This is a genomic window from Clavibacter sp. VKM Ac-2872 (assembly GCF_015351105.1).
Taxonomy (GTDB): Bacteria; Actinomycetota; Actinomycetes; order Actinomycetales; family Microbacteriaceae; genus Clavibacter.
Genome location: NZ_JADKRR010000001.1, coordinates 1279299 through 1299479, shown reverse-complemented (window position 1 = coordinate 1299479; position 20181 = coordinate 1279299). Strand labels below are relative to the sequence as shown.

Below are 20181 nucleotides of genomic sequence, written 5' to 3'. Positions count from 1 at the left end.
ATCCGGTCGTCAGGAGCGCCGGGCCTCGTCCTCGTCGCCGAGGGGCTCGCGGACCTCCGTCTCGTCCGGCTCGACGGGGTCGACCGAGAGCTGGAAGTGGTCGCCGTGCTGCTCGACGCCGTTGACGACGGCGTCGCGCATCATCTCGACCGCGACCTGGCGGCGCACGATGAGCGGATCCGTGCGCAGCTCCTTCCAGAGCGCGTAGCAGGCCACGAGCATCACGATCACGAACGGCAGCGAGGCCACGACCGTGAGGTTCTGCAGGCCGGTGAGGGCCTCCGTGCCGCCCCCGCCGATGGCGAGCATGATGGCCGCGACCGCGCCCATCACGACGCCCCAGAAGATGACGACCTTGCGGCTCGGGTGGAGCGCGCCGCGCTGCGACAGCGTCCCCATCACGATCGACGCCGAGTCGGCGCCCGAGACGAAGAAGATCGCCACGAGCACCATCACGAGGACGGTGCTGACGCTGGCCAGCGGGTAGTGGTTGAGCAGCTGGAACAGCGTGTTGTCGCTGACCACGGCGCCGTCGACGGTCATGTCGCCGTCGGTCTGCTGCGCGTGGATGGCGGATCCGCCGAAGATCGAGAACCAGATGAGGGCCACGATGCTGGGCGCGAGGAGCACGCCGACGACGAACTCGCGGATGGTGCGGCCGCGGCTGATGCGCGCGATGAACATGCCGACGAACGGCGTCCACGAGATCCACCAGGCCCAGTAGAAGACGGTCCAGCTGGAGAGCCAGGCGCTCATCTCGTCGCCGCCGGTCGCCGCGGTGCGCGACGCCATCTCGGTCATGTCGCCGAGGTACGCGCCGAGCGTGGCGGGGATGAGGTTCAGGATGAGGAGCGTCGGGCCGACGACGAACACGAACACCGCCAGCACGACGGCCAGCACCATGTTGATGTTCGACAGCCACTGGATGCCGCGGGCGATGCCCGAGACGGCCGAGAAGATGAACGCGATCGTGAGCACGACGATGATGCCGATGAGCAGCGGTGCCGTGGCCTCGTCCACCCAGCCGTTGAACTCCAGGCCCGCGCCGATCTGCGTCGCGCCGATGCCGAGCGAGGCCGCCGAGCCGAAGAGCGTGGCGAAGATCGCGAGCATGTCGATGACGCGGCCGGCCCAGCCCTCCGTGCGCTTCGTGCCGAGCAGCGGCTGGAAGATGGAGGAGAAGAGCTGCTTGCGTCCCTTGCGGAACGTTCCGTAGCCGATGGCGATGCCGGCGACCGCGTAGATCGCCCACGGGTGCAGGCCCCAGTGGAACATCGCGGTGGCCATGGCGGTGCGGATCGCCGCCTCCGACTCCGGCTGCGTGGTGCCGGGCGGCGGGGTGACGAAGAAGCTGAGCGGCTCGGCCGCGCCGAAGAACATCAGGCCGATGCCCATGCCCGCGCTGAACATCATCGCGATCCACGAGACCGTCTTGAACTGCGGCTTCTCGTCGTCGGCGCCCAGCTTGATGCGTCCGTAGCGGCTCGCGGCCAGCCAGATCACGAAGATGACGAAGAAGCTCGCGGCCAGCACGAACAGCCAGCCGGTCTGGTTGATGACCCAGCTCTGCGCGGTGCCGGAGATCGTCGCGAGGCCGTCGGTGCTCACGATGCCCCAGACGACGAAGCCGACCGCGAGGACGGCCGTGACGCCGAAGACGAGGCGGTCGATCTTCGGGTGCTCGGGCTCGTACAGGTCGACGGACCCGGTGAACCTGGCCTCGAGGAGACGGTGGTCGGAGTGGTCGCGGCGCGGCGGCCGGGTCCCGCCGGGACCCGATCTGCGCTTCGGGACCAGACGGTCGAGGAGGCGTTCTGCGGACGTGCGCGTGGAGTTCATGGAGGGGATGGGCTCCTGTGGGCTCGTGTTCATGGGCGTCGCCCGCAGGGGTCCCGCGAGCGACCGGCCGAGTCTAGGCGGCGGGCCCGGATTCTGCCGATTCGCCCGTCGGCCTTGCCATCGGCTATGGGGAGGGCTAGGAGTCGGCCTCGTCGCGGGCCCGCGGGACGGTCGCGACCACGCGCGTCCCGTGGCCGAGGCGGCTCGCGATGCGCACGTGCCCGCCGTGCGCCATGACGGTCCGCTCGGCGATCGAGAGGCCGAGCCCGATCCCGGGGACGGCGCCGTCCCGGGCGGACTGCGCGCGGAAGAAGCGGTCGAAGACGTGGCGCTGGTCCTCCTCGCTGAGGCCGACGCCCGTGTCGACCACGGAGATCACGGCGTCGTCCCCCTCTCCGGCGAGGACGACGTCGATCCGGCCGGACGGCGTGAAGAGGAGCGCGTTGGCGACGAGCGCCTCGACGACCTGCGTCAGCCGGTCCGCGTCGCCGTCCAGGGTGATGCCGGGCTCGAGCCGCGCCTCGAGCACCAGTCCGCGCTCGGCCGCGCGCACGGCGGCCGGCCGCACGACGGCGTCGACCAGGGCCGTCAGGTCGACGGGTCCGCGACGGAGGGCCGGCGCGTGGTCGGCGCCCTCGAGGAGCGAGCCGATGATGCTCGACAGCTGCGCCACGTTCCGCTGGATCACCGTGAGCTCCTCCTGGATGCCCAGCTCCACGGGATCGTGCAGCTCGTCGAGGAGGTCGAGGTAGCCGACGATGCTGGTGAGCGGCGTCCGCAGCTCGTGCGAGACCGTCGCAAGGAACTCGTCGCGCACCTGCACGGCCTGGGCGAGGTCGGTGACGTCGTAGGCGCCGAGCACCGTGCCCGCCAGCTGGCCGGGGCGGCGGCCGATCGGCCGGACGGAGAGCACGAGGGCGCGCTGGTTGCCGGGCTCCCCCACCCAGTAGACGGGGCCGTGCACCTTGTCGGCGTAGACGGCCTCGAGCAGGACCTTGCCCTCGCGGGCGACGGGCGTGACGCGGTCGGATCCGTAGACGGAGGTCGCCATGCCCGTCTCGTGGTCGTAGCCCGCGATCTCGAGCAGCGTGCGGACCGCCGCGTTGCGGATCACGGGCCGGTCGTCGGCGTCGAAGAAGACGATGCCCACGTCGACGGCATCCGCGACGTCCCGGATGGTCGCGGTCTGCTCGCGTGACTCGGCGAGGAGCCGCGCCTGGGCCTCGGTGGCCTCCGCGAGCTCGCGCTGGTCCCGGCGCTGCGTGACCGCGGCCTGGGCCGCCGCCGCGACCAGCAGGGCGGTGAGGAGGAGACCGCCGACGAGGTCGGCCCAGCCGGCGCTCGTCGCGGGGAGGCCGCCGTCGCGGAGGACGGGGAAGACGGTGATCGCGAGCGCGCCCGCGACGGCCACGGGGACGCCGCCCGACGGGAAGCCGAACACGAGCCAGAGGAGGGGGAAGATCACGAGCAGCGACGCGGCGGGCAGGGAGACGACCGTCGCGTCGCGGATGAACGCCACCGCGAGCAGGTCGAGCGCGGGCACGGCGATGAGGACGACCGACGGCATCCGGGTGGACGCGACCACGACGGCCAGCACGGAGCCGACCAGCACCATGCCGATGGCCGTCGCATAGAAGGGGTCGCGCTCGACGGCCGGCTCGACCAGGGCGACGATGACGGCGACCACGGCGCAGCTGAGGAGGAAGGGGATCTGCGCGCGGGTGGATCCGCGCCGACGCCGGTCGTCCGCGGACCACCGGGAGGCGAGGTGCGGAGGGGTCATGCCTGCTCCTCCTCCATCCGCCGTCGGGGGACGCCGTGGAACGAGCCTAGACCGGGCGGCCCGCGCAGCCCCGCTGGCGCCCCGGTGCGGCTCCGGCCGGGTCGTCCTCGGACAGCCGCCTGGGCCCTTGAGCCGATGCCGGGTCGGGCTTGCGGGAAAGCTCGGGGGGACTTGCGGATCCCCAGCGGGTGGCTTGAGACCGCTCCGTCAGAGTGATGCATGTCGAAGGAACACCGGGACGACACCGCGGGAGCGCCGCTGAGGCGCCGAAGCAGGACCGGAGACGACCGGCGGGACACCCACCCGCCGCCTCCCCACGAGCATGCGCGGCACACCGCGCGAAGAACAGGAAACCCCATGAACAAGATCGTCTCCGGTGCCGTCGCAGGTGCAGCGGGAATCGTCCTCCTCCTCGGCGGCGCCGGCAGCTTCGCGCTGTGGAACGCCAACGCCACCGTCGCGGCCTCCAGCGTCTCCTCCGGCAACCTGGCCATCGCGGCCGACACCGCGGGCGTCTGGACCGACATCACCAACGGCGGCAGCAAGGTCATCGACCCCGCCACCTACCGCATCGTCCCGGGCAACGTGCTCCAGTACACGAGCGCGCTGACCGTCACGGCGACCGGCGACTCGCTCGCCGCGGACCTCACCTACAACCCCGTCTCCATCACCGGCGACCCGGCGCTCAAGGCGGCCATCACCACGAAGCTCGACGTCACCTCGACCGACGCCAGCATCACCCCCGCCAGCGCCGCGAACACCTTCACGGTCAAGCCCTCGACGGCCGCCTCCAAGGTGAACGTCGTCCTCACGGTGACCTTCCCCTCCACCGCGACGACCGGCCAGAACGGCTCGCTCTCCTTCGACAAGCTCGCCTTCACGCTCACGCAGCGCGCGATCTAGTCCCGCGTCTCCCCTCCCCGCGGTGACGTCGCCCGCGGGGAGGGGGCTCCACCGCATCCCCCGCACGACCCGCATCACGAACCACCCGACACGAACCGGAGCGACACGACATGAGCACGAGGCAGGCACCCGCCCCCCGTCCCGCTCATGGCCGTCGCTCCTCCTCGGCGCGTCCCGCCCGCGGCCGCCGCTCGGCGCAGCCCGCGCGACGCAGCCCCCTCCGCGCCGCCTGGCTCACCACCGGCCTCCTCGCCGCGGTCGTCGTCGCCTCCCTCGCCGCCACCGGCGGCAGCTACGCCCTCTGGAACGGAACCGCGAAGGCCGCCCCGTCCGGCGTCACGAGCGGATCCAGCGGACTCGTCATCACCCAGCAGTCCGCCCTCGACGTGACGCAGCTGCTCCCCGGCGACGGCACCGTCGGCGCCTTCACCGCGAAGAACACCGGCACGGTAGCCTTGGACGTGGCCATCTCCACGCAAGGCACCTCGTCGAACTCGGCCTTCCCGGGCGAGCTGTCGCTGCGCCTCGGACCCGTCGCGACGACGGCCGACTGCGTGCACGGCGCCACGACCTTCTCCGGCCGTCCCGGCCAGCTGCACACGCCCTCCGGGTTCGTCCGCATCCAGCCCGGCGCCTCGTCGGTCGTCTGCACCGAGGTCGTGCTCGACAAGGACGCGCCGCAGTCCGTCCAGGGCTCCACCGCGCAGCTCGCGTTCACGCTCGTCGGCACCCAGGTGCAGCCGTGAGCCGCACCCGGCGTCGCCTCGGACGCGCGCACGCGGCGCTCCTCGTGGGCCTCACCGTGCTCCTCGTCGGGATCGGCGCCACCGCCGGCCACGCGCTCTGGGCGTCGACGACCTCCACGAGGACGAACGTCGCGAGCGCCACCGTCGCCGTGACGGAGACCGGCTTCGACCGTCTCGCGGGCGAGCTCACCTCGAAGAGCCCCAGCCGCACCGCGGCCGTCGTCGTCACGAACACGGGATCCACCCGCGCCGCCTGGACCGGCACCATGACGGCGCCCACCTCCACGACGAACGACCAGTACTTCGCGCGCAACGTGCGCGTCGTCGCCTGGACCGCCGTCGGATCCGGCTGCACGGCCTCCACGGCCGTCGGGCCGGACGCCTCCACCGCCAACTGGGTGGTCCCGCCCACCCTCTCCGGCACGCTGTCCGCGGGCGCCGCGGTCACCTGGTGCGTGCGCACCACCGCGACCGCGTTCCCGTCGGGATCCGCCTCCGTCACGGCCACGCTCACGACCGTGCTGGGATCCGGCAGCTGGACCGGCCGCGACACCGCGACCGCGACGCAGACGACCCCGGGGCCCGCCGTCACGGGTGGGTTCCGATGCGAGCCCACCGACGGGAACTGGTACGTCTTCGTCGCCTGGGACACCTCGGTCGCGCCCTCCTCCTCGAACTACGGCGTGATGGTCAACGGCACGCGCATCGCCACGTCGCAGGGCTCGTACGGCAAGGCCGCCATCACGCGCGACCAGGTGCCGTCCACGCTCGCGGCCGACGGCACGGTGCCCGTCTCCGTCGACCTCCTCGACGGCAACGGCGCGAAGGTGCGCCAAGTCGCGAACGGCACGGTCGTCGCCTTCCAGCAGAGCGGCGCGCGCGGCTTCCGCTGCTCATGACCATGACCCGCCTCCTCCCCCGCCGCGCACGGCACGGCGACGCCCTCGGGCGCCCCGCGGACGACCTCGCCCCCGTCGAGCTCGAGGCCGGCACCCGGCCCCGCGGCGGCGTCCGGCAGCTCGCCCGCTCGGCGGCCGTGGGGCTCAGCGTCGGGATCCTGCTGCTCGTCATCGGGCTCGCGGCCGTGCTGCTCGTGGTGCCGAAGGTGTCGGGATCCGTGCCGCTGACGATCCTCACGCAGTCGATGGAGCCGACGCTCCCGCCGGGGACGCTCATCGTGGTGCGGCCCGTGGATCCGGACACGCTGGAGATCGGCGACGTCGCGACGTACCAGATCCGCTCGGGCGACCCCGCGGTCATCACGCACCGGATCACCGCCATCGCGTCCGCCTCGGACGGCACGCGCTCCTTCACCTTCCAGGGCGACAACAACGCCTCGCCCGACTCGCTGCCCGTGACGCCGGGACAGATCCAGGGCGAGGTCTGGTACTCGGTGCCGCTCGTCGGCTGGGCGAACCAGGCCGTGAACGGGCAGGCCCGCAGCTGGATCATCCCGGCGGCGGCGGTCGCGCTGCTCTGCTACGCCGCGGTCACGATCATCACGGGCGCGGTGCAGACCCGACGCCGGCGCACCGCCTCGGCCGCGGCGGACGTCGTGGCCGAGGGCGACCACGTGCACTCCGACGCGATGGCCGAGGGCGTCGCCGAGGCCGCCCGCGCGGACCCCTCGCACCCGGGTGTCGACGGCGTCCCGCCGTCCGCAGATGCCCGACGCCGACGCGGGCGCCACCGCGGCTGACCGCCGGTCCGACCCGGCGGGCGATCCGCCCCAGCACGGACGACGACGGCCCGGCCGCTCCCCGCGAGGGGACCGGCCGGGCCGCGCGTCGTGCCGCGTCGCGGGTCAGCGCCCGGAGCGGCGCTTGCTGTATACGTCGAAGGCGACCGCGAGGAGCAGCACCAGGCCCTTGATGACCTGCTGCCACGCCGCGTCGACCGACAGGATCGACAGGCCCTGGTTGAGCACGCCCATCACGAGGCCGCCGATGACCGCGCCGACCACCGTGCCGACACCGCCCTGCACGGCAGCACCGCCGATGAACACCGCGGCGATCGCGTCGAGCTCGAAGCTCTGACCGGCCGAGGCCACCGCGGATCCGGCGCGCGCCGTGCTGACGACGCCCGCGAGCCCGGCGAGCAGGCCCATGTTCACGAAGATGAAGAAGTTGACCCACCGGGTCTTCACGCCCGACATCATCGCGGCGAACAGGTTGCCGCCCATCGCGTACACGTGCCGGCCGAAGACCGTGCGCGTGAGGAGGAACGAGTAGAGCAGCACGAGCGTCGCCAGGATGATCAGGATGATCGGCGTCCCGCGGTTGTACGCCAGCAGGTAGCAGAGGTACATGATCGCGAAGACGGCGATGGCGGTGCGGATCCAGAACGAGACGCCCCGCTCGCGCGGCAGCTCGAGCTTGCGGAGCGTGGCGCGGGTGCGCAGCTGCTGCACCACGAGCGCGACCGACACGAGCGCGCCGATCCCGAGCGTGAGGAGGTCGGGCGCGCCCGTGGTCGGCAGGTTGCCGGATCCGATGGAGTTGAACTCGGCCGGGAGCCCCGAGATCGTGCCGCCCGTGAGGAGCACGAGCGCGACGCCGCGGAACACGAGCATGCCCGCGAGCGTGACGATGAACGCCGGGATCCCGACGAACGCCACCCAGAAGCCCTGCCACGCGCCGATCAGCGCGCCGACCACGAGCGACAGGACGACCGCGGTCCCCCACGGCAGCCCCCACTCGTTCATGCTGAGCGCGGCCACGGCGCCGACGGTCGCGACGACCGAGCCCACCGACAGGTCGATGTGGCCCGCGATGATCACGATGACCATGCCCATCGCGAGGATCAGCACGTACGCGTTCTGCTGGATGAGGTTCGCGACGTTGCCCGGGTAGAGCAGCCGCCCCTCGGTGAGGACCTGGAACAGCAGGATGATCACGGCCAGCGCCGCGAGGATCCCGTACTGGCGGAGGTCGATCCGGCGGCGCGGGCGCTTCTTGATCCCGTCCGGCGTGGGCACGTTCGGCGCGGTGGCCTGCTCGGGCATGACGGTCACTGGTCGACTCCTGACTTCCGGCTGGCGGTCATGTGCCGCATCAGCTCCTCCTGTGTCGCGTCGGCCCGGGAGACCTCGGCGGTGAGCCGCCCCTCGGCGATCGTGTAGATCCGGTCCGAGAGGCCGATGAGCTCGGGCAGCTCGGAGGAGATGACGATGACCGCCTTCCCCTCGGCCGCGAGCTGGTTGATGATGCTGTAGATCTCGTACTTCGCCCCCACGTCGATGCCGCGCGTGGGCTCGTCGAGGATGAGGACGTCGGGACCCGAGTAGATCCACTTGCTGAGCACGACCTTCTGCTGGTTGCCGCCGGACAGCTTGCCGACGACCCCCGAGACGTCGGGCGTCTTGATGTTCATCCTCTTGCGGTAGTCGTCGGCGACCGCGTACTCGCGGTGCCGGTCGATCACGCCGAGCTTGACGAGCTTGGAGAGCGCCGCGGCCGAGACGTTGACCGTGATGCTGCCGATGAGGTTGAGCCCGTAGCGCTTGCGGTCCTCCGTCGCGTACGCGATGCCGTTCTTGATGGCCTCGCTCACGGTGCGGGTGCGGATCTCCTTGCCGTCCTTGAAGATCCGGCCGGTGATCCCGGTGCCGTACGAGCGCCCGAAGATGCTCATCGCGAGCTCGGTGCGGCCCGCGCCCATGAGGCCGGCGAACCCGACGACCTCGCCCGCGCGGACGGTGAAGGACGCGTCGTCGACGACGACCCGGTCGACGTCCACGGGGTGGTGCACGGTCCAGCCCTCGACGCGGAGCTTCTCCTCGCCGATGCGCGGATCCCGCGGCGGGAACTGCGCGTCGAGCGGCCGGCCGACCATCGCGCGGATGATGCGCGTCTCGATCTCGTCGGAGTCGGTGACGGGGAACGTCTCGATGGTCTTGCCGTCGCGGATGACGGTGACGTCGTCCGCGATGGCCCGGATCTCGTTGAGCTTGTGGCTGATGATGATGCTCGTGATGCCGTCGTCGCGCAGCAGGCGGATGAGGCCGAGCAGGTGCGCCGAGTCGTCGTCGTTGAGCGCGGCGGTCGGCTCGTCGAGGATGAGGAGCTTCACCTCCTTGGAGAGCGCCTTCGCGATCTCCACGAGCTGCTGCTTGCCGACGCCGAGCTCGAGCACGCGCGTCGCCGGGTTCTCGTCGAGCCCCACGCGCTTCAGCAGCTTGACGGCCTCGAGGTTCGTCCTGTTCCAGTCGATGACGCCGCCGCGCGACATCTCGTTGCCGAGGAAGATGTTCTCCGCGATGGAGAGGTAGGGGCTGAGCGCGAGCTCCTGGTGGATGATGACCACCCCGTCGCGCTCGCTGTCGTTGATGGATCCGTAGCGGACCTCGCGGCCGTCGATCGTGATGGTGCCCTCGTACGAGCCGTGCGGGTACACGCCGCTGAGCACCTTCATCAGCGTCGACTTGCCCGCGCCGTTCTCGCCGCAGATGGCGTGCACCTCGCCGCGGCGGACGGTGACGTCCACGCCGTCGAGGGCGCGCACGCCCGTGAACTCCTTGACGATGCCGGTCATCTGCAGGATGACGTCGTCCATTGCTGCTCCTGGTTCCCGTTCGGGTCGGCGGTGCGTGCCGGGAGGGGCGCACCGGGTGGAGACGGATGCGCGGCCGACGGGCGCCCGGCGTGGTGCCGGGCGCCCGTCGGCCGCGGGTCGGGCTACAGGCCGACGTCGGACGCCTTGAGGAATCCGGAGTCGATGAGCACGGACTGCACGTCGTCCTTGACGACCACCTGCGGGTCGAGGAGGAACGACGGGACGACCTTCTTGCCGTTGTCGTACGACTTCGTGTCGTTGACCGTGACCTCGTCGCCCTTCACGATCTCGCCGATCATCTTCTGGACCTGGTCGCCGAGCGCCCGGGTGTCCTTCCAGACGGTCATGGACTGCTTGTCCTGGAGGATCGCCTGCACGTTCGCCTTGTCGGCGTCCTGGCCGGTGATGACGGGCCAGTCGGCGCCGGGCGCGTAGCCGGCGCTCGCGAGCGACGCCTCGATGCCGAGCGCGAGGCTGTCGTTGGGCGAGAGGACGACCTGGACCTTCTGGCCGCCCGTGTAGAACGACTGCAGGCGGTTGTCCATCTCGGCCTGCGCGTCGTCGGATCCCCAGCCGAGGATGCCGATGGCCTGCCAGTCGGCGCTCGTGGCGGGCGACTTGCCCGAGGGCACGGTCAGCTTGCCGCTCGCGACGTAGGGCTGGAGGACGTCCCACGCGCCGCCGAAGAAGAAGCCGGCGTTGTTGTCGTCGGGGCTGCCGGCGAAGGGCTCCATGGTGATGGGGCCGGTCGCGGTGTCCAGCTTCAGCTGGTCCTTGATGAACTCGCCCTGGAGCTGGCCGACCTTGTAGTTGTCGAAGGTGGCGTAGTAGTCGACGGCCTCGGTGCCGTTGATGAGGCGGTCGTAGGCGATGACGGTGACGCCCTGGCTCTTCGCGTCCTCGAGGGCCGGGCCGAGCGTCTTGCCGTCGACGGCCGCGACCACGAGGATCTTGGCGCCGCCCGCGACCTGGTTCTGGATCTGGCTGATCTGGGCGTCGGTCTTGTTGTCGGCGTATTGGAGGTCGACGGTGCAGTCGTCGCCCTCGAGCTTGGTCTTGAGGCCCTCGCCGTCGTTGATCCAGCGCTCGAGGCTGCGGGTCGGCATCGAGATGCCGACGTTGCACTCGGTGCCGGCCGCGGCGTCGCCGCCGGAGCCTGCGCCGGTGTTCGTGGCGCCCTGCGGCGCGCAGGCGGTCATGCCGACGGCGACGCCGGCGAGGAGGAGGAGGGAGCTGATCTGTCGTGCGTGTCGTCCGGATGCCATGGCGGCGGGTCCTCTCGGTGGCCCGTCCGGGTCGTGCGGGCACCGGGCGGTCGCGTCGTCGCGAGGGCCGTGGTGCTCCGACGCGTCCTCGGGTCGGGTGCTGGTGCGGTGAGTGCTGGTGGTGGTGCGGGTTCGGTGCGGGGCGACCACCGGCGGAGCGGCCGGGTCGCGGCGGTCCGTGCGTTTGTCGTCGGTCAGAACTTATCCATTTCCGCAGCCGCCGATACGGCATGCCGCAGACGTTATCCAAGCGTTACCGCCGGTGGCCCGCGGACGGGGGCGGCGCGGGCGTGCGGCGGCGGGAGCGCGGTCGGATCGCGGAGCGGACAGGCGCTCGCGCCCGGCCGGGACGTGGCGTAGACCGGGGTGATGACGACGTCCCGCCTCCCGGGTTCGTGGCGTCCTGATCCGCCGCGGGCGGCGTCAGCGCGGGGTCGTGCGGGCGGCGGGCGGCAGCAGGCCGAGCTCCATCGCGAGCGTGACCGCGCGGGTCCGGTCGCCGACGCCGAGCTTCTCGAACACGTGCAGCAGGTGCGTCTTGACGGTCGCGGGCGTCACGTGCAGCTCGAGGGCGATGCGCGCGTTGGTGCGGCCGGCGGCCACGAGCGCGAGCACCTCGGTCTCGCGCGGGCTGAGGGTCGGCGTCGGCAGGGCGGGCTCCGCGGCCGGGCGCGCCACCTGGCGGACCAGCGCGGCGGCGATCGCGGGCGCGAGCGCGACCTCGCCCCGGGCCACCGCGCGGACGCCGGCGAGGATCTCCTCCTCGGGCGCCGCCTTCAGCAGGTAGCCGCTCGCGCCCGCCTCGATGGCCGTGAGGATGCTCGCATCGGTCTCGTAGGTCGTGAGCACGAGGACGCGCACGTCCGGCGTCTCCTCGCGGATCCGCGCCGTGGCGCCGACGCCGTCGAGGCCGGGCATGCGGAGGTCCATGAGGACCACGTCCGGGCGCTCGGCGCGGGCGAGCGCGACCGCCGCCTCGCCGTCGGCCGCCTGGCCGACCACGTCGATGTCGTCGGCGGAGGCGAGGAGCGCGGCGAGCCCGCCGCGGACGACGGGGTGGTCGTCGACGACGGCGACGCGGATGGCGGGCGTCATGCGCGGGCCCGCGCGGGGATCGGGGCCGGGGCCGGGGCCGCGGCCGGGGCCCGCGCGGTCCCCGGGTCGGCTCCGGCCGGATCCGCGTGGGCCGCCGCGGGCGTCGCGTGCGCCGGGATGCGCGCCGTGAGCCGCGTGCCGTCGGGGCCGCTGGCGACGTCGAGGCGTCCGCCGGCCGCGTCCAGCCGGCGGCGCATGCCGTCGAGGCCGTACCCGCCGGAGGCGCGCGCCGGGTCGAACCCGCGGCCGTCGTCGCGGATCGCGAGCACGACGTCGGCGCCGTCGCGGTGCAGGACCAGCTCGACCGCCGCGGCGGCCGCGTGACGGCGGACGTTCGCGAGGCCCTCCTGCGCGCAGCGGAGCAGGACGACCTCGGCGTCGCGATCGACGGATCCGACGCCCGCGTCCGCGCGCACCTCGACGGGGATGCCGGCCTCCCGCTCCAGGCGCGCGCCCAGCCGGGCGAGGGCCGCCCCCAGGCCGTCCGTCAGCTCGACGGGCGCGGTGGCGGCGACGATCGCGCGGGTCTGGGTGAGCGCGTCCCGCGCGCCCTCCTCGAGCTGGGCGAGGGTGGCCTCCGTCGCGTCCGTCTCGCCGCCGCGGAGCTCCCGCCGACCGCGCTGGGCGAGCATCACGAGGCCCGTGAGGTCCTGCGCGACCGTGTCGTGGATGTCGGCCGAGAGGCGCTCCCTCTCGCGCGCGGCTCCCGCCTCGCGGCCGAGCTCCTCGACCTGCGCCTGCGCCGCGCGGAGCCCCTCCAGCAGATGCAGGCGCTCGTGGCTGAGGTCGGCGATGCGCGTGATCCAGAGCCCGAGGGCGATGCTCCCGCCGAGGCTCAGCCCCTGCGACACCGCCATGGTCGGGATCGCGCCGGGCAGGTCGCCGAAGCTGATCACGAACCCCACGGCGACGGATCCGGTGAGCACGAGGGTCCCGATCACCGCGTCGCGCACGCGGTCCAGCAGCAGCCAGACGAGCGGGCACAGCACGCACTGCACGACGGCGAACGACGACAGGCTCGCGACGCCCCAGGTGGCCGCCGGGATGACGAGCGCGAGGAAGACGAGCGCGGACGGCAGCGGGGGCACGGGCTCGGCCTTGGCCGTCGTCGCCGCCGCGGAGGCCTCGAGCGCGCGGCGGCCCAACAGCAGGTAGAGGGCGGACATCGCCGCGATCGACGCCCACGCGCCCCAGCCCGCGTCGCGCCCGGCGCCGATCGTCAGCACGACCAGCAGCGCCATCGTCACCGCGAAGCCGACGTGGACGGTGCGGGTGGGGATCATCCCCTGAGCCTGCCATCCCGTCCGCTCGTCGCGCACGATCAGGAGTCCCGACGGATCCAGCGGAAGGTGGCGACCGCGGCGATCGTGCCGCCGACCAGCCAGATCGCGAGGACGAGCGCGACGCCCGCGAGGTCCCACGTGCCGCCGCGCTCGACGGAGGCGAGCGCGTCCGGCAGGAACACGGCGCGCATGCCCTGCGCCATCCACTTCAGCGGCAGGAAGGCCGCGACGTCCTGCAGCCAGGTCGGCAGCATCGTGAACGTCAGGTAGACGCCGCTGATGAACTGCAGCACGAGCACGATCGGCGTGATGACGGCCGTGGCCGAGGCCCCGGAGCGCGGGATGCGGCTGAGCGCGATGCCGAGCACGGCCGACGACGTGATCCCGAGCGCGTACACCCACGCGAACGTGGCCCAGCGGCCGGCGTCCGTCGGCAGCTCCACGCCGAACGCGAAGCGCGCGACGAGCAGCAGCACGACCACCTGCAGCAGCGAGGTGACGATCACCTGCCCGCCCTTGCCGATGAAGTACGAGAGCACGGGCAGCGGGGATCCGGCGAGCCGCTTGAGCGTGCCGTCGCTGCGCTCCATCGCGATGTCGACCGCGAGGTTCTGCACGCCCGAGAGGAGGATGCCCGCGGCGATCATGCCCGGCAGGTAGTAGGCCGCGGCGCTCACGCCGCCGGATCCGTCGGGCGCGGTGCCGAGGTTGCCGGACGAGCCGAAGGCCACCGAGAAGATCGACAGCATGATGACCGGGAACAGGAACGTGAAGATGATCGTGTCGGTCTGGCGGAAGTAGCGGCGCACCTCGTAGCGGACGCGGTGGATCCCGAGCGGGAGGACGCCGGGCAGGGCGATGGCGCGGTCCGCGACGGGACGCGCGGGGCGGACGGCGGTCATGCCGCCACCTCCTCGGCGGTCGCCGGGACGGCGGAGGGGGTCGCGGCGCCGGGCGCGTCCGGGGTGCCCGCCTCGGCGAGCAGCCCGAGGTACACGTCCTCGAGGCTCGGCCGCACGATGCGGAGGTCGCGTGGCTCGCCGCCGGGGGTCGCCTGGGACAGGCGGGACACGAAGGCGCCGGGGGTCCGGGTGCGCTCGTCGTGGGATCCGTCGTCGTCGTGCCAGAGCACGCGCGGGATCCGCGCCTCCTCTCCCCCGATCTCGTCGAGCCGGCCGATCGCGACCAGGCTGCCGCCCGCGATCACCCCGGCCCGGTCGCCCAGCTGGGCCGCCTCGTCGAGGTAGTGCGTGGTGAGGAGGATGGTCGTCCCCTCCGCCTTGAGCTCGCGGATGAGGTCCCAGAACCGGTGCCGGGCCTCGGGGTCGAAGCCCGTGGTCGGCTCGTCGAGGAAGAGCAGCTCGGGCCGGCCGATGATGCCGAGGGCGACGTCCACCCGGCGGCGCTGGCCGCCCGAGAGCGCCCGCAGCAGCGTGCCGGCCTTCTCGGTGAGGCCCACGGCCTCGATCGTGGCGTCGACGTCCCGCGGTCGCGGGTACATCCGGGCGAAGTGCGCGACCTGCTCGCGCACCGTCATCGCGCCGCTCTCGGAGCTGGACTGGAGCACCATGCCGATGCGGGCGCGCCAGGCGCGGCCGCCCGTCGCGGGGTCGATGCCGAGCACGGACGCGGATCCGCCGCTGCGGAGCCGGTACCCCTCGAGGATCTCGATGGTCGTCGACTTGCCCGCGCCGTTCGGCCCGAGGAGCGCGAACGTCTCGCCGCGGTGGATGTCGAAGGAGACGCCCCGGAGGGCGGTGGTCGTGCCGTACGTCTTCTCGAGGTCGCGCACGCGGACGTGCTCCTCGACGGCTGCTGTGGTCATGGGTCCAGCCTCACGCGCGCCGGCCGCGAGCGGAACGGCCGAGCGGTCGATCCACGGCATCGGCCGATCGGTGGATGCCGCCGCCCGCGCCGGACGACGGCACCCGACGGATCAGCGCGGGATGAGCCCCTCCGCGCGGTAGCGCTCGAACAGCCCGAGGAAGCTGTCGAGCGTGCGGTGGTGCGTGGGGAAGCCGGCGAGCCGGCTCTTGCTGATGTCGGTGACCACCTCGATGTCGCGGCCGAGGTCCGCGTCGGTGTGCCACCACGACGCGATGCGGTTGAGGTCCGACTCGGCCAGCCCGGCCTCGCGGGCGATGCGCGCCCACTCGTCCTCGTAGCCGGCCATCTGCTGCTCGAGCGGACGCGGCGCGTCCTGGAAGCCGACGGGCTCGACGCCGAAGTACGCGGCGAGGCGGGGCCACATCCAGCGCCAGCGGAACACGTCGCCGTTGACGACGTTGAACGCCTCGTCGCGGCCCGCCTCGGTCGTGGACGCCCAGATCATCTGGTCGGCGAGGACGGTCGCGTCGGTGACGTCGGTGAGCCCGTCCCACTGGGTCGCGCTGCCCGGGAAGACGAAGGGCAGGCCGAGGTCGCGGCAGAGGGATCCGTAGACCGCGAGGGTCAGCCCCATGTTCATCTGGTTGCCGACCGCGTGCCCGATGACCGTGTGCGAGCGGTGCACCGACCACGCGAAGCCCTGGCGCTCCGCGGCGGCGAACAGCTCGTCCTCCTGCGCGTAGGAGAAGTTCGGGGCCTCGAGGCGCTCCTCCTCCTCGTGGAAGGGGGTGTCGGGCATCTTGCCCTGCCCGTACGCCTCGAACGGGCCGAGGTAGTGCTTGAGTCCGGTGACGAGCGCGGCGTGCTCGACGGGCGCGCCGTCGAGGGCGGCCAGGAGGTCGCGCACCATGCCGCCGTTGACGTCGATGTTCTCCTGCTCGGTCGCCTGGCGCGACCACGCCGTGAAGAACACGTGCGTGGGCTGCTCCCCGGCGAGCGCGCGGCGGAGGTCGTCGGCGGAACGGAGGTCGGCGCTGATCCAGCGCACGCCCGGGCGGTCGGCGCCGGCGCGGCGGCTGAGGGCGAGCACGTCCCAGCCCTCGGCGGTGAGCTGGTCGACCAGCGCGGATCCGCTGATGCCGGTGGCGCCGACCACGAGGGCCGTGCGGCCGGTGCCGTCGGAGCACGGGGACGCGGCGGGGGCGGACGTGCGGGCGGGGGTGTCGGGGTTCTCGGTCATCCCCTGCCCCAACGACGAGGAGCCGCCCGGGCATTCCGGGCGGCTCCTCGCGGGGGTGTCGGGCGGATCAGGCGGGGTGCGGCCCGTCGACCTCGGCGTCGGCCTCGCCGTCGACGCCGTCGCGGCCGGTGGAGATCGCCTGCGTCGCGGCGGGGTCCGCGGGGCCGTCGCCGAGTCCCGCGTCGGCGGTGCGGCGCTCGAGGTCGGCGGCCATGGCCTCGGATCCGCTGTCGCGGTGGTCGTAGGCGACCTGCTCGGCGAGCCCGGCGCGCTTCTCGTCCGCGGTGGCCTCGCCGGCGCCGTCCATGATGGGCTGGTCCTGCTCGTGGGTGCTCATGGTCCGACGGTACGCCGTCGCGCCGAGCCCCAGAACCGCCGCGCGCTTGTCGGCTCGCCCGCCACCTGCCACGCTCCAGGCACACCACCACGCGAGGGAGCGGACATGACCGACAGCGGTTTCTCCAAGGACGAGCGCGACGCGATGAAGCAGCGCGCCCGCGAGCTGCGCGAGGAGGCCAAGGCGCAGAAGGCCGCCGACAAGCAGGCCGCCGCGCTGCAGGGCGTGCTCGACGCGTTCGCCGCGATGCCGCCCGAGGAGCGCGCGATCGCCGAGTGGCTGCACGGCATCGTGCTCGAGCACGCGCCCGACCTCGCGCCCAAGACCTGGTACGGCTTCCCGGCCTACGCGGACGCCGACGGCAAGCCGGTCGTGTTCTTCCAGCCGGGCTCGAAGTTCGGGACGCGGTACTCGACGCTCGGCTTCCAGGATCCGGCGCGCCTCGACGAGGGCACGATGTGGCCGACGTCCTACGCGCTGACCGCGGTGGACCCCGCGAACGAGGAGCGCGTGGCGGAGCTGGTGCGGCGGGCCGTCGGCGGCTGAACGGGCGGCGACGGGACTGCCGTCAGCTCGGCTCCCACAGCTCGATCCGGGAGCCCTCGGGATCCGTCACCCAGGAGAAGCGTCCGACGCCGGGCATGTCCTCGATGCCGGGCGCGACCTCCACACCCGCGGCGGCGAGGCCGTCCAGGTCGCTCACGCGGAGGTCCAGCATCAGCCGCTGCTCCGGCGCCCCCGACGGCGGCGCCGTGCGCGCTGCGGCCGCGACGACGGTGGGGCCCGCCTCCTGCTCCCACACGCCCTGCGCGTCGAGGTCGAGCCCGAGCACGTCCCGGTACCACGCGGTGAGCGCGACGGGGTCGTCCGCGCGGAAGAGCAGACCGCCGATGCCGAGGATGCGTCCCATGCGCTCATTCTGGGCCGCCCGGAGCCTCGGGGGAAGGGCGCCGGCGCGCGCTCGCCCATCCGTCCCCCGGACGCGGACACGGACGGAGTGGAGCGACCCGCGTCACCTCGCCCCCTTCACTCATGACATGTCATCTCTCGATGCGTCATCGGTCCATCCCGTCCTCCCGACCATCGTCGGCGTCCCCTGCTTCTCGGGAGCGCCGTGGGAGTTCGGTCCGCTTCGGGCGCTGGCCGCGTACCCGCTCCGCACGCTCGCGCTCCCGAACGACGCGCGCTCCGTCGAGGAGGCCGCGGACGCCCTCGAGGACCTCGTGCGCGACCTGCCCGGGTACGTGCTCGTCGGCGACTCCTTCGGCGCCGTCGTGAGCCTCGCCCTCGCGCTGCGTCGACCGCGGGGGTTGGCCGGGCTCGTGCTCTCGGGCGGCTTCGCGGCGGATCCGACCCCCGCCTGGAAGACGCGCGCGGCGTCGCTCGCGCGGCACGTGCCGCGCGGCGTCTACGAGCAGGGCGTGCTCCGCTTCCACGCCGCCCAGCTCGCCTCGCGGTGGGACGTGGCAGCACCGCACCCGCTCACGCGACGCGACTACCGCGAGCTGTTCCGCGCCCACACGCCCGCCGCCGCGCACTCGGCCCGCGTCGGCGCGGTCGTCGGGTTCGACGTGCGCGCGCGGCTGCACCGGATCTCCGTGCCGACGCTCCTCCTCACGCCCGAGGACGACCGGCTCGTCGGGCCCGCCGCGGCCACGGCCCTCCGCGACGGGCTGCCGCACGCCCACGAGCAGGTGATCCCCCGCACCGGCCACATGCTCCGCTTCACGCACCCCGAGCAGTACGCGGACGCGGTGGACGCGTTCATGCGGTCCGAGGTCGGCGTCGGCGTCGGCGTCGGCGTGACGGCGGGCACCGCGTGAGCCCCGCCGAGGAGCTCCGCTACCTGATCCTGGGGGCTCAGCGCGAGGGCGCCCGCGCGTACGCGGCGGCGCTCGCACACACGGGGCTGACGCCGGCGCAGGCGGAGGCGGTCGTCGTGCTCGACGAGGCGCCCGGGATCAGCCTGGCCGCACTCGGCGCGCGGCTCGTGTGCGAGGCCGGCTCGCCGAGCCGCCTCGTCGACGCGCTCGTGCGCCGCGGCCTCGTGCACCGCGACCCGGATCCGCGCAGCCGCCGCAGCGTCGTCCTCCGCCTGACCGCGGAGGGCTCGCGCCGCGTGGCGGAGGTGCGCGCTGCCGAGGCCGCGGTGCACGAGGCGATCACGGACTCGCTCGATGAGGACGCGATGCACGGCGCCATCACGGCGCTCCGCCGCCTCCTCGACCGGCGGCCGACCCTCGACGCCCTGACGCTGCGGCGTGAGGATCGCGCGTCCACGCGCCGCTGACGGACACCCGCGAAGTGGGGGTGCGCCGCCCGCGTAATGGGGGTGCGGCAGCCGGCCGATCGAACTGGAGGGAGCCCTCCGCGCTGCGAGGCTTCCCGCATGACCGCACCTGACCAGCCGGGACACCCGTCCCCGGACCCGCACCAGCCCCCGCCTCCCAGCCCCTACGGGCCGCCCGCCCCCGCCGGCACGGCCACCATGCCGCCGCCCCCGCCGCCCTACGGCGTGCGTCCGAAGGGCCTCGCGATCGCCGCGCTGGTCGTCGGCATCGTCGCCTTCCTCTCGGGTCTCGCCCCCTTCTTCGGGCTGATCGCGGGAGCCGCGGCCGTGGTGCTCGGGATCCTCGCCCTCCGTCGCGCGCAGAGCAAGGGCATGGCGACCACCGGCCTGTCGCTCGGCGCCGTCGCTGCCGTCACCTCGCTGGTCGTCACCCTCGTCTTCGCGGCCGCCCTCGGCACCGCGGGCAGCTCGTCGGACACGGCCCAGGTCGCGGAGCCCTCCGCCGAGGCCGAGGCGAAGGCCCTGCCGACCGCCGCACCCGAGACCGTCGAGCCGACCGCCGAGGAGACGACCGCTCCGGCGGAGCCGGCCGCCCCCGCCGTCCCGGCCGAGAGCGCGACCGCGCTCATCAAGGCCGAGACCTACGCGAACGGCCTCGACATGAGCAAGGCCGCCCTCTACGACCAGCTCACGAGCGAGTACGGCGAGCAGTTCACGCCGGAGGCCGCGCAGTACGCCGTGGACAACGTCCAGGCCGACTGGAACGCCAACGCGCTCGCGAAGGCGAAGACGTACCGGGAGATGGCGGCGATGTCGCCCGCTGCGATCCGAGATCAGCTCACGAGCGAGTACGGCGAGAAGTTCACCGCGGAGGAGGCGGACTACGCCATCGCGCACCTCGACGACTGACGCGTGAGCGCGGAGGAGGGGAGGTGGCGGCGACGCCACCTCCCCTCCTCCGTCCCCCGGGAATGATCCGCCCTCCCATGCGTTTGCATGGACATGGCCCGGCCGGGCCG

20 protein-coding genes are annotated in these 20181 nt (G+C 73.1%); 8 read left to right on the top strand and 12 right to left on the bottom strand.

The window, feature by feature from the left end; translation table 11 throughout:
• Nucleotides 1-9 precede the first annotated feature (9 nt).
• Entirely contained in the window at nt 10-1839 is a 1830-nt protein-coding gene (locus tag ITJ40_RS06190) for a BCCT family transporter (protein WP_194666962.1), read from the bottom strand.
• Between the two features lie 136 nt (nt 1840-1975).
• On the bottom strand, nt 1976-3622 hold the full coding sequence (locus tag ITJ40_RS06185) for a cell wall metabolism sensor histidine kinase WalK (protein ID WP_194666219.1): 1647 nt from the start codon (nt 3620-3622) through the stop codon (nt 1976-1978).
• Nucleotides 3623-3979: 357 nt separating this feature from the next.
• Between ITJ40_RS06185 and ITJ40_RS06180 the strand changes: the two genes are divergently transcribed.
• The 4 genes from ITJ40_RS06180 (at nt 3980) to ITJ40_RS06165 (ending at nt 6970) form a co-directional block, all read left to right on the top strand.
• Complete coding sequence (locus ITJ40_RS06180; RefSeq protein ID WP_194666218.1) at nt 3980-4525, top strand: alternate-type signal peptide domain-containing protein; 546 nt, start codon at nt 3980-3982, stop codon at nt 4523-4525.
• 110 nt (nt 4526-4635) lie between these two features.
• Nucleotides 4636-5271 carry a TasA family protein gene (locus ITJ40_RS06175; RefSeq protein ID WP_194666217.1) on the top strand — a complete coding sequence of 212 codons (636 nt, stop codon included), beginning with the start codon at nt 4636-4638 and terminating at the stop codon, nt 5269-5271.
• The gene (locus ITJ40_RS06170) at nt 5268-6170 is read left to right on the top strand and encodes a hypothetical protein (RefSeq protein ID WP_194666216.1); all 903 of its coding nucleotides are present in this window, start codon (nt 5268-5270) and stop codon (nt 6168-6170) included. Before ITJ40_RS06175 ends, ITJ40_RS06170 begins: the two co-directional genes overlap by 4 nt.
• Nucleotides 6167-6970: a signal peptidase I gene (locus tag ITJ40_RS06165; RefSeq protein WP_228511836.1), complete on the top strand. Its 804-nt coding sequence runs from the start codon at nt 6167-6169 to the stop codon at nt 6968-6970. The genes ITJ40_RS06170 and ITJ40_RS06165 overlap by 4 nt, the downstream gene beginning before the upstream one ends.
• A 105-nt stretch (nt 6971-7075) precedes the next feature.
• Here the strand turns inward: ITJ40_RS06165 and mmsB are convergent, their stop codons facing one another.
• The 9 genes from mmsB to ITJ40_RS06120 all read right to left on the bottom strand — a co-directional run bounded on the left by mmsB (nt 7076) and on the right by ITJ40_RS06120 (nt 16872).
• Nucleotides 7076-8284, bottom strand: coding sequence for a multiple monosaccharide ABC transporter permease (mmsB, locus tag ITJ40_RS06160; RefSeq protein WP_194666214.1), 1209 nt, complete (start codon nt 8282-8284; stop codon nt 7076-7078).
• Nucleotides 8281-9825: a multiple monosaccharide ABC transporter ATP-binding protein gene (gene mmsA, locus ITJ40_RS06155; RefSeq protein ID WP_194666213.1), complete on the bottom strand. Its 1545-nt coding sequence runs from the start codon at nt 9823-9825 to the stop codon at nt 8281-8283. The genes mmsB and mmsA overlap by 4 nt, the downstream gene beginning before the upstream one ends.
• A 122-nt stretch (nt 9826-9947) precedes the next feature.
• On the bottom strand, nt 9948-11090 hold the full coding sequence (locus ITJ40_RS06150; RefSeq protein WP_194666212.1) for a sugar-binding protein: 1143 nt from the start codon (nt 11088-11090) through the stop codon (nt 9948-9950).
• 423 nt (nt 11091-11513) lie between these two features.
• On the bottom strand, nt 11514-12185 hold the full coding sequence (locus ITJ40_RS06145) for a response regulator transcription factor (RefSeq protein WP_194666211.1): 672 nt from the start codon (nt 12183-12185) through the stop codon (nt 11514-11516).
• Nucleotides 12182-13468 (bottom strand): sensor histidine kinase, encoded by a 1287-nt coding sequence (locus ITJ40_RS06140; protein ID WP_228511834.1) that lies wholly within the window; start codon nt 13466-13468, stop codon nt 12182-12184. Before ITJ40_RS06140 ends, ITJ40_RS06145 begins: the two co-directional genes overlap by 4 nt.
• Before the next feature lie 38 nt (nt 13469-13506).
• A complete protein-coding gene (locus ITJ40_RS06135) occupies nt 13507-14370 on the bottom strand; it encodes an ABC transporter permease (protein ID WP_194666209.1) in 864 nt (287 codons plus the stop codon).
• Complete coding sequence (locus tag ITJ40_RS06130) at nt 14367-15293, bottom strand: ABC transporter ATP-binding protein (protein ID WP_194666208.1); 927 nt, start codon at nt 15291-15293, stop codon at nt 14367-14369. The genes ITJ40_RS06135 and ITJ40_RS06130 overlap by 4 nt, the downstream gene beginning before the upstream one ends.
• A 111-nt stretch (nt 15294-15404) precedes the next feature.
• A complete protein-coding gene (locus ITJ40_RS06125) occupies nt 15405-16535 on the bottom strand; it encodes an SDR family oxidoreductase (RefSeq protein ID WP_194666207.1) in 1131 nt (376 codons plus the stop codon).
• A 67-nt stretch (nt 16536-16602) separates the two neighbouring features.
• Nucleotides 16603-16872, bottom strand: coding sequence for a hypothetical protein (locus ITJ40_RS06120; RefSeq protein WP_194666206.1), 270 nt, complete (start codon nt 16870-16872; stop codon nt 16603-16605).
• Nucleotides 16873-16977: 105 nt separating this feature from the next.
• On the opposite strand from ITJ40_RS06120, the gene ITJ40_RS06115 reads away from it, so the two are divergent.
• Nucleotides 16978-17418 carry an iron chaperone gene (locus tag ITJ40_RS06115; RefSeq protein ID WP_012037921.1) on the top strand — a complete coding sequence of 147 codons (441 nt, stop codon included), beginning with the start codon at nt 16978-16980 and terminating at the stop codon, nt 17416-17418.
• A 22-nt stretch (nt 17419-17440) separates the two neighbouring features.
• Here the strand turns inward: ITJ40_RS06115 and ITJ40_RS06110 are convergent, their stop codons facing one another.
• Entirely contained in the window at nt 17441-17782 is a 342-nt protein-coding gene (locus ITJ40_RS06110; protein ID WP_194666205.1) for a VOC family protein, read from the bottom strand.
• A gap of 127 nt (nt 17783-17909) precedes the next feature.
• Between ITJ40_RS06110 and ITJ40_RS06105 the strand changes: the two genes are divergently transcribed.
• The 3 genes from ITJ40_RS06105 (at nt 17910) to ITJ40_RS06095 (ending at nt 20071) form a co-directional block, all read left to right on the top strand.
• Entirely contained in the window at nt 17910-18695 is a 786-nt protein-coding gene (locus tag ITJ40_RS06105; RefSeq protein WP_194666204.1) for an alpha/beta fold hydrolase, read from the top strand.
• Nucleotides 18692-19162 carry a winged helix DNA-binding protein gene (locus tag ITJ40_RS06100; protein WP_194666203.1) on the top strand — a complete coding sequence of 157 codons (471 nt, stop codon included), beginning with the start codon at nt 18692-18694 and terminating at the stop codon, nt 19160-19162. The genes ITJ40_RS06105 and ITJ40_RS06100 overlap by 4 nt, the downstream gene beginning before the upstream one ends.
• 99 nt (nt 19163-19261) lie before the next feature.
• Nucleotides 19262-20071, top strand: coding sequence for an Ltp family lipoprotein (locus tag ITJ40_RS06095; RefSeq protein ID WP_194666202.1), 810 nt, complete (start codon nt 19262-19264; stop codon nt 20069-20071).
• Nucleotides 20072-20181: the final 110 nt, after the last annotated feature.

Excerpts from the sequence above, each read along its gene's own strand:
- ITJ40_RS06190 (WP_194666962.1), bottom strand. The coding sequence starts at position 1,839 with ATGAACTCCACGCGCACGTCCGCAGAACGCCTCCTCGACCGTCTGGTC.
- ITJ40_RS06185 (WP_194666219.1), bottom strand. The coding sequence starts at position 3,622 with ATGACCCCTCCGCACCTCGCCTCCCGGTGGTCCGCGGACGACCGGCGT.
- ITJ40_RS06180 (WP_194666218.1), top strand. The coding sequence starts at position 3,980 with ATGAACAAGATCGTCTCCGGTGCCGTCGCAGGTGCAGCGGGAATCGTC.
- ITJ40_RS06175 (WP_194666217.1), top strand. The coding sequence starts at position 4,636 with ATGAGCACGAGGCAGGCACCCGCCCCCCGTCCCGCTCATGGCCGTCGC.
- ITJ40_RS06165 (WP_228511836.1), top strand. The coding sequence starts at position 6,167 with ATGACCATGACCCGCCTCCTCCCCCGCCGCGCACGGCACGGCGACGCC.
- mmsA (WP_194666213.1), bottom strand. The coding sequence starts at position 9,825 with ATGGACGACGTCATCCTGCAGATGACCGGCATCGTCAAGGAGTTCACG.
- ITJ40_RS06150 (WP_194666212.1), bottom strand. The coding sequence starts at position 11,090 with ATGGCATCCGGACGACACGCACGACAGATCAGCTCCCTCCTCCTCCTC.
- ITJ40_RS06145 (WP_194666211.1), bottom strand. The coding sequence starts at position 12,185 with ATGACGCCCGCCATCCGCGTCGCCGTCGTCGACGACCACCCCGTCGTC.
- ITJ40_RS06140 (WP_228511834.1), bottom strand. The coding sequence starts at position 13,468 with ATGATCCCCACCCGCACCGTCCACGTCGGCTTCGCGGTGACGATGGCG.
- ITJ40_RS06135 (WP_194666209.1), bottom strand. The coding sequence starts at position 14,370 with ATGACCGCCGTCCGCCCCGCGCGTCCCGTCGCGGACCGCGCCATCGCC.
- ITJ40_RS06130 (WP_194666208.1), bottom strand. The coding sequence starts at position 15,293 with ATGACCACAGCAGCCGTCGAGGAGCACGTCCGCGTGCGCGACCTCGAG.
- ITJ40_RS06125 (WP_194666207.1), bottom strand. The coding sequence starts at position 16,535 with ATGACCGAGAACCCCGACACCCCCGCCCGCACGTCCGCCCCCGCCGCG.
- ITJ40_RS06120 (WP_194666206.1), bottom strand. The coding sequence starts at position 16,872 with ATGAGCACCCACGAGCAGGACCAGCCCATCATGGACGGCGCCGGCGAG.
- ITJ40_RS06115 (WP_012037921.1), top strand. The coding sequence starts at position 16,978 with ATGACCGACAGCGGTTTCTCCAAGGACGAGCGCGACGCGATGAAGCAG.
- ITJ40_RS06110 (WP_194666205.1), bottom strand. The coding sequence starts at position 17,782 with ATGGGACGCATCCTCGGCATCGGCGGTCTGCTCTTCCGCGCGGACGAC.
- ITJ40_RS06105 (WP_194666204.1), top strand. The coding sequence starts at position 17,910 with ATGTCATCTCTCGATGCGTCATCGGTCCATCCCGTCCTCCCGACCATC.
- ITJ40_RS06095 (WP_194666202.1), top strand. The coding sequence starts at position 19,262 with ATGACCGCACCTGACCAGCCGGGACACCCGTCCCCGGACCCGCACCAG.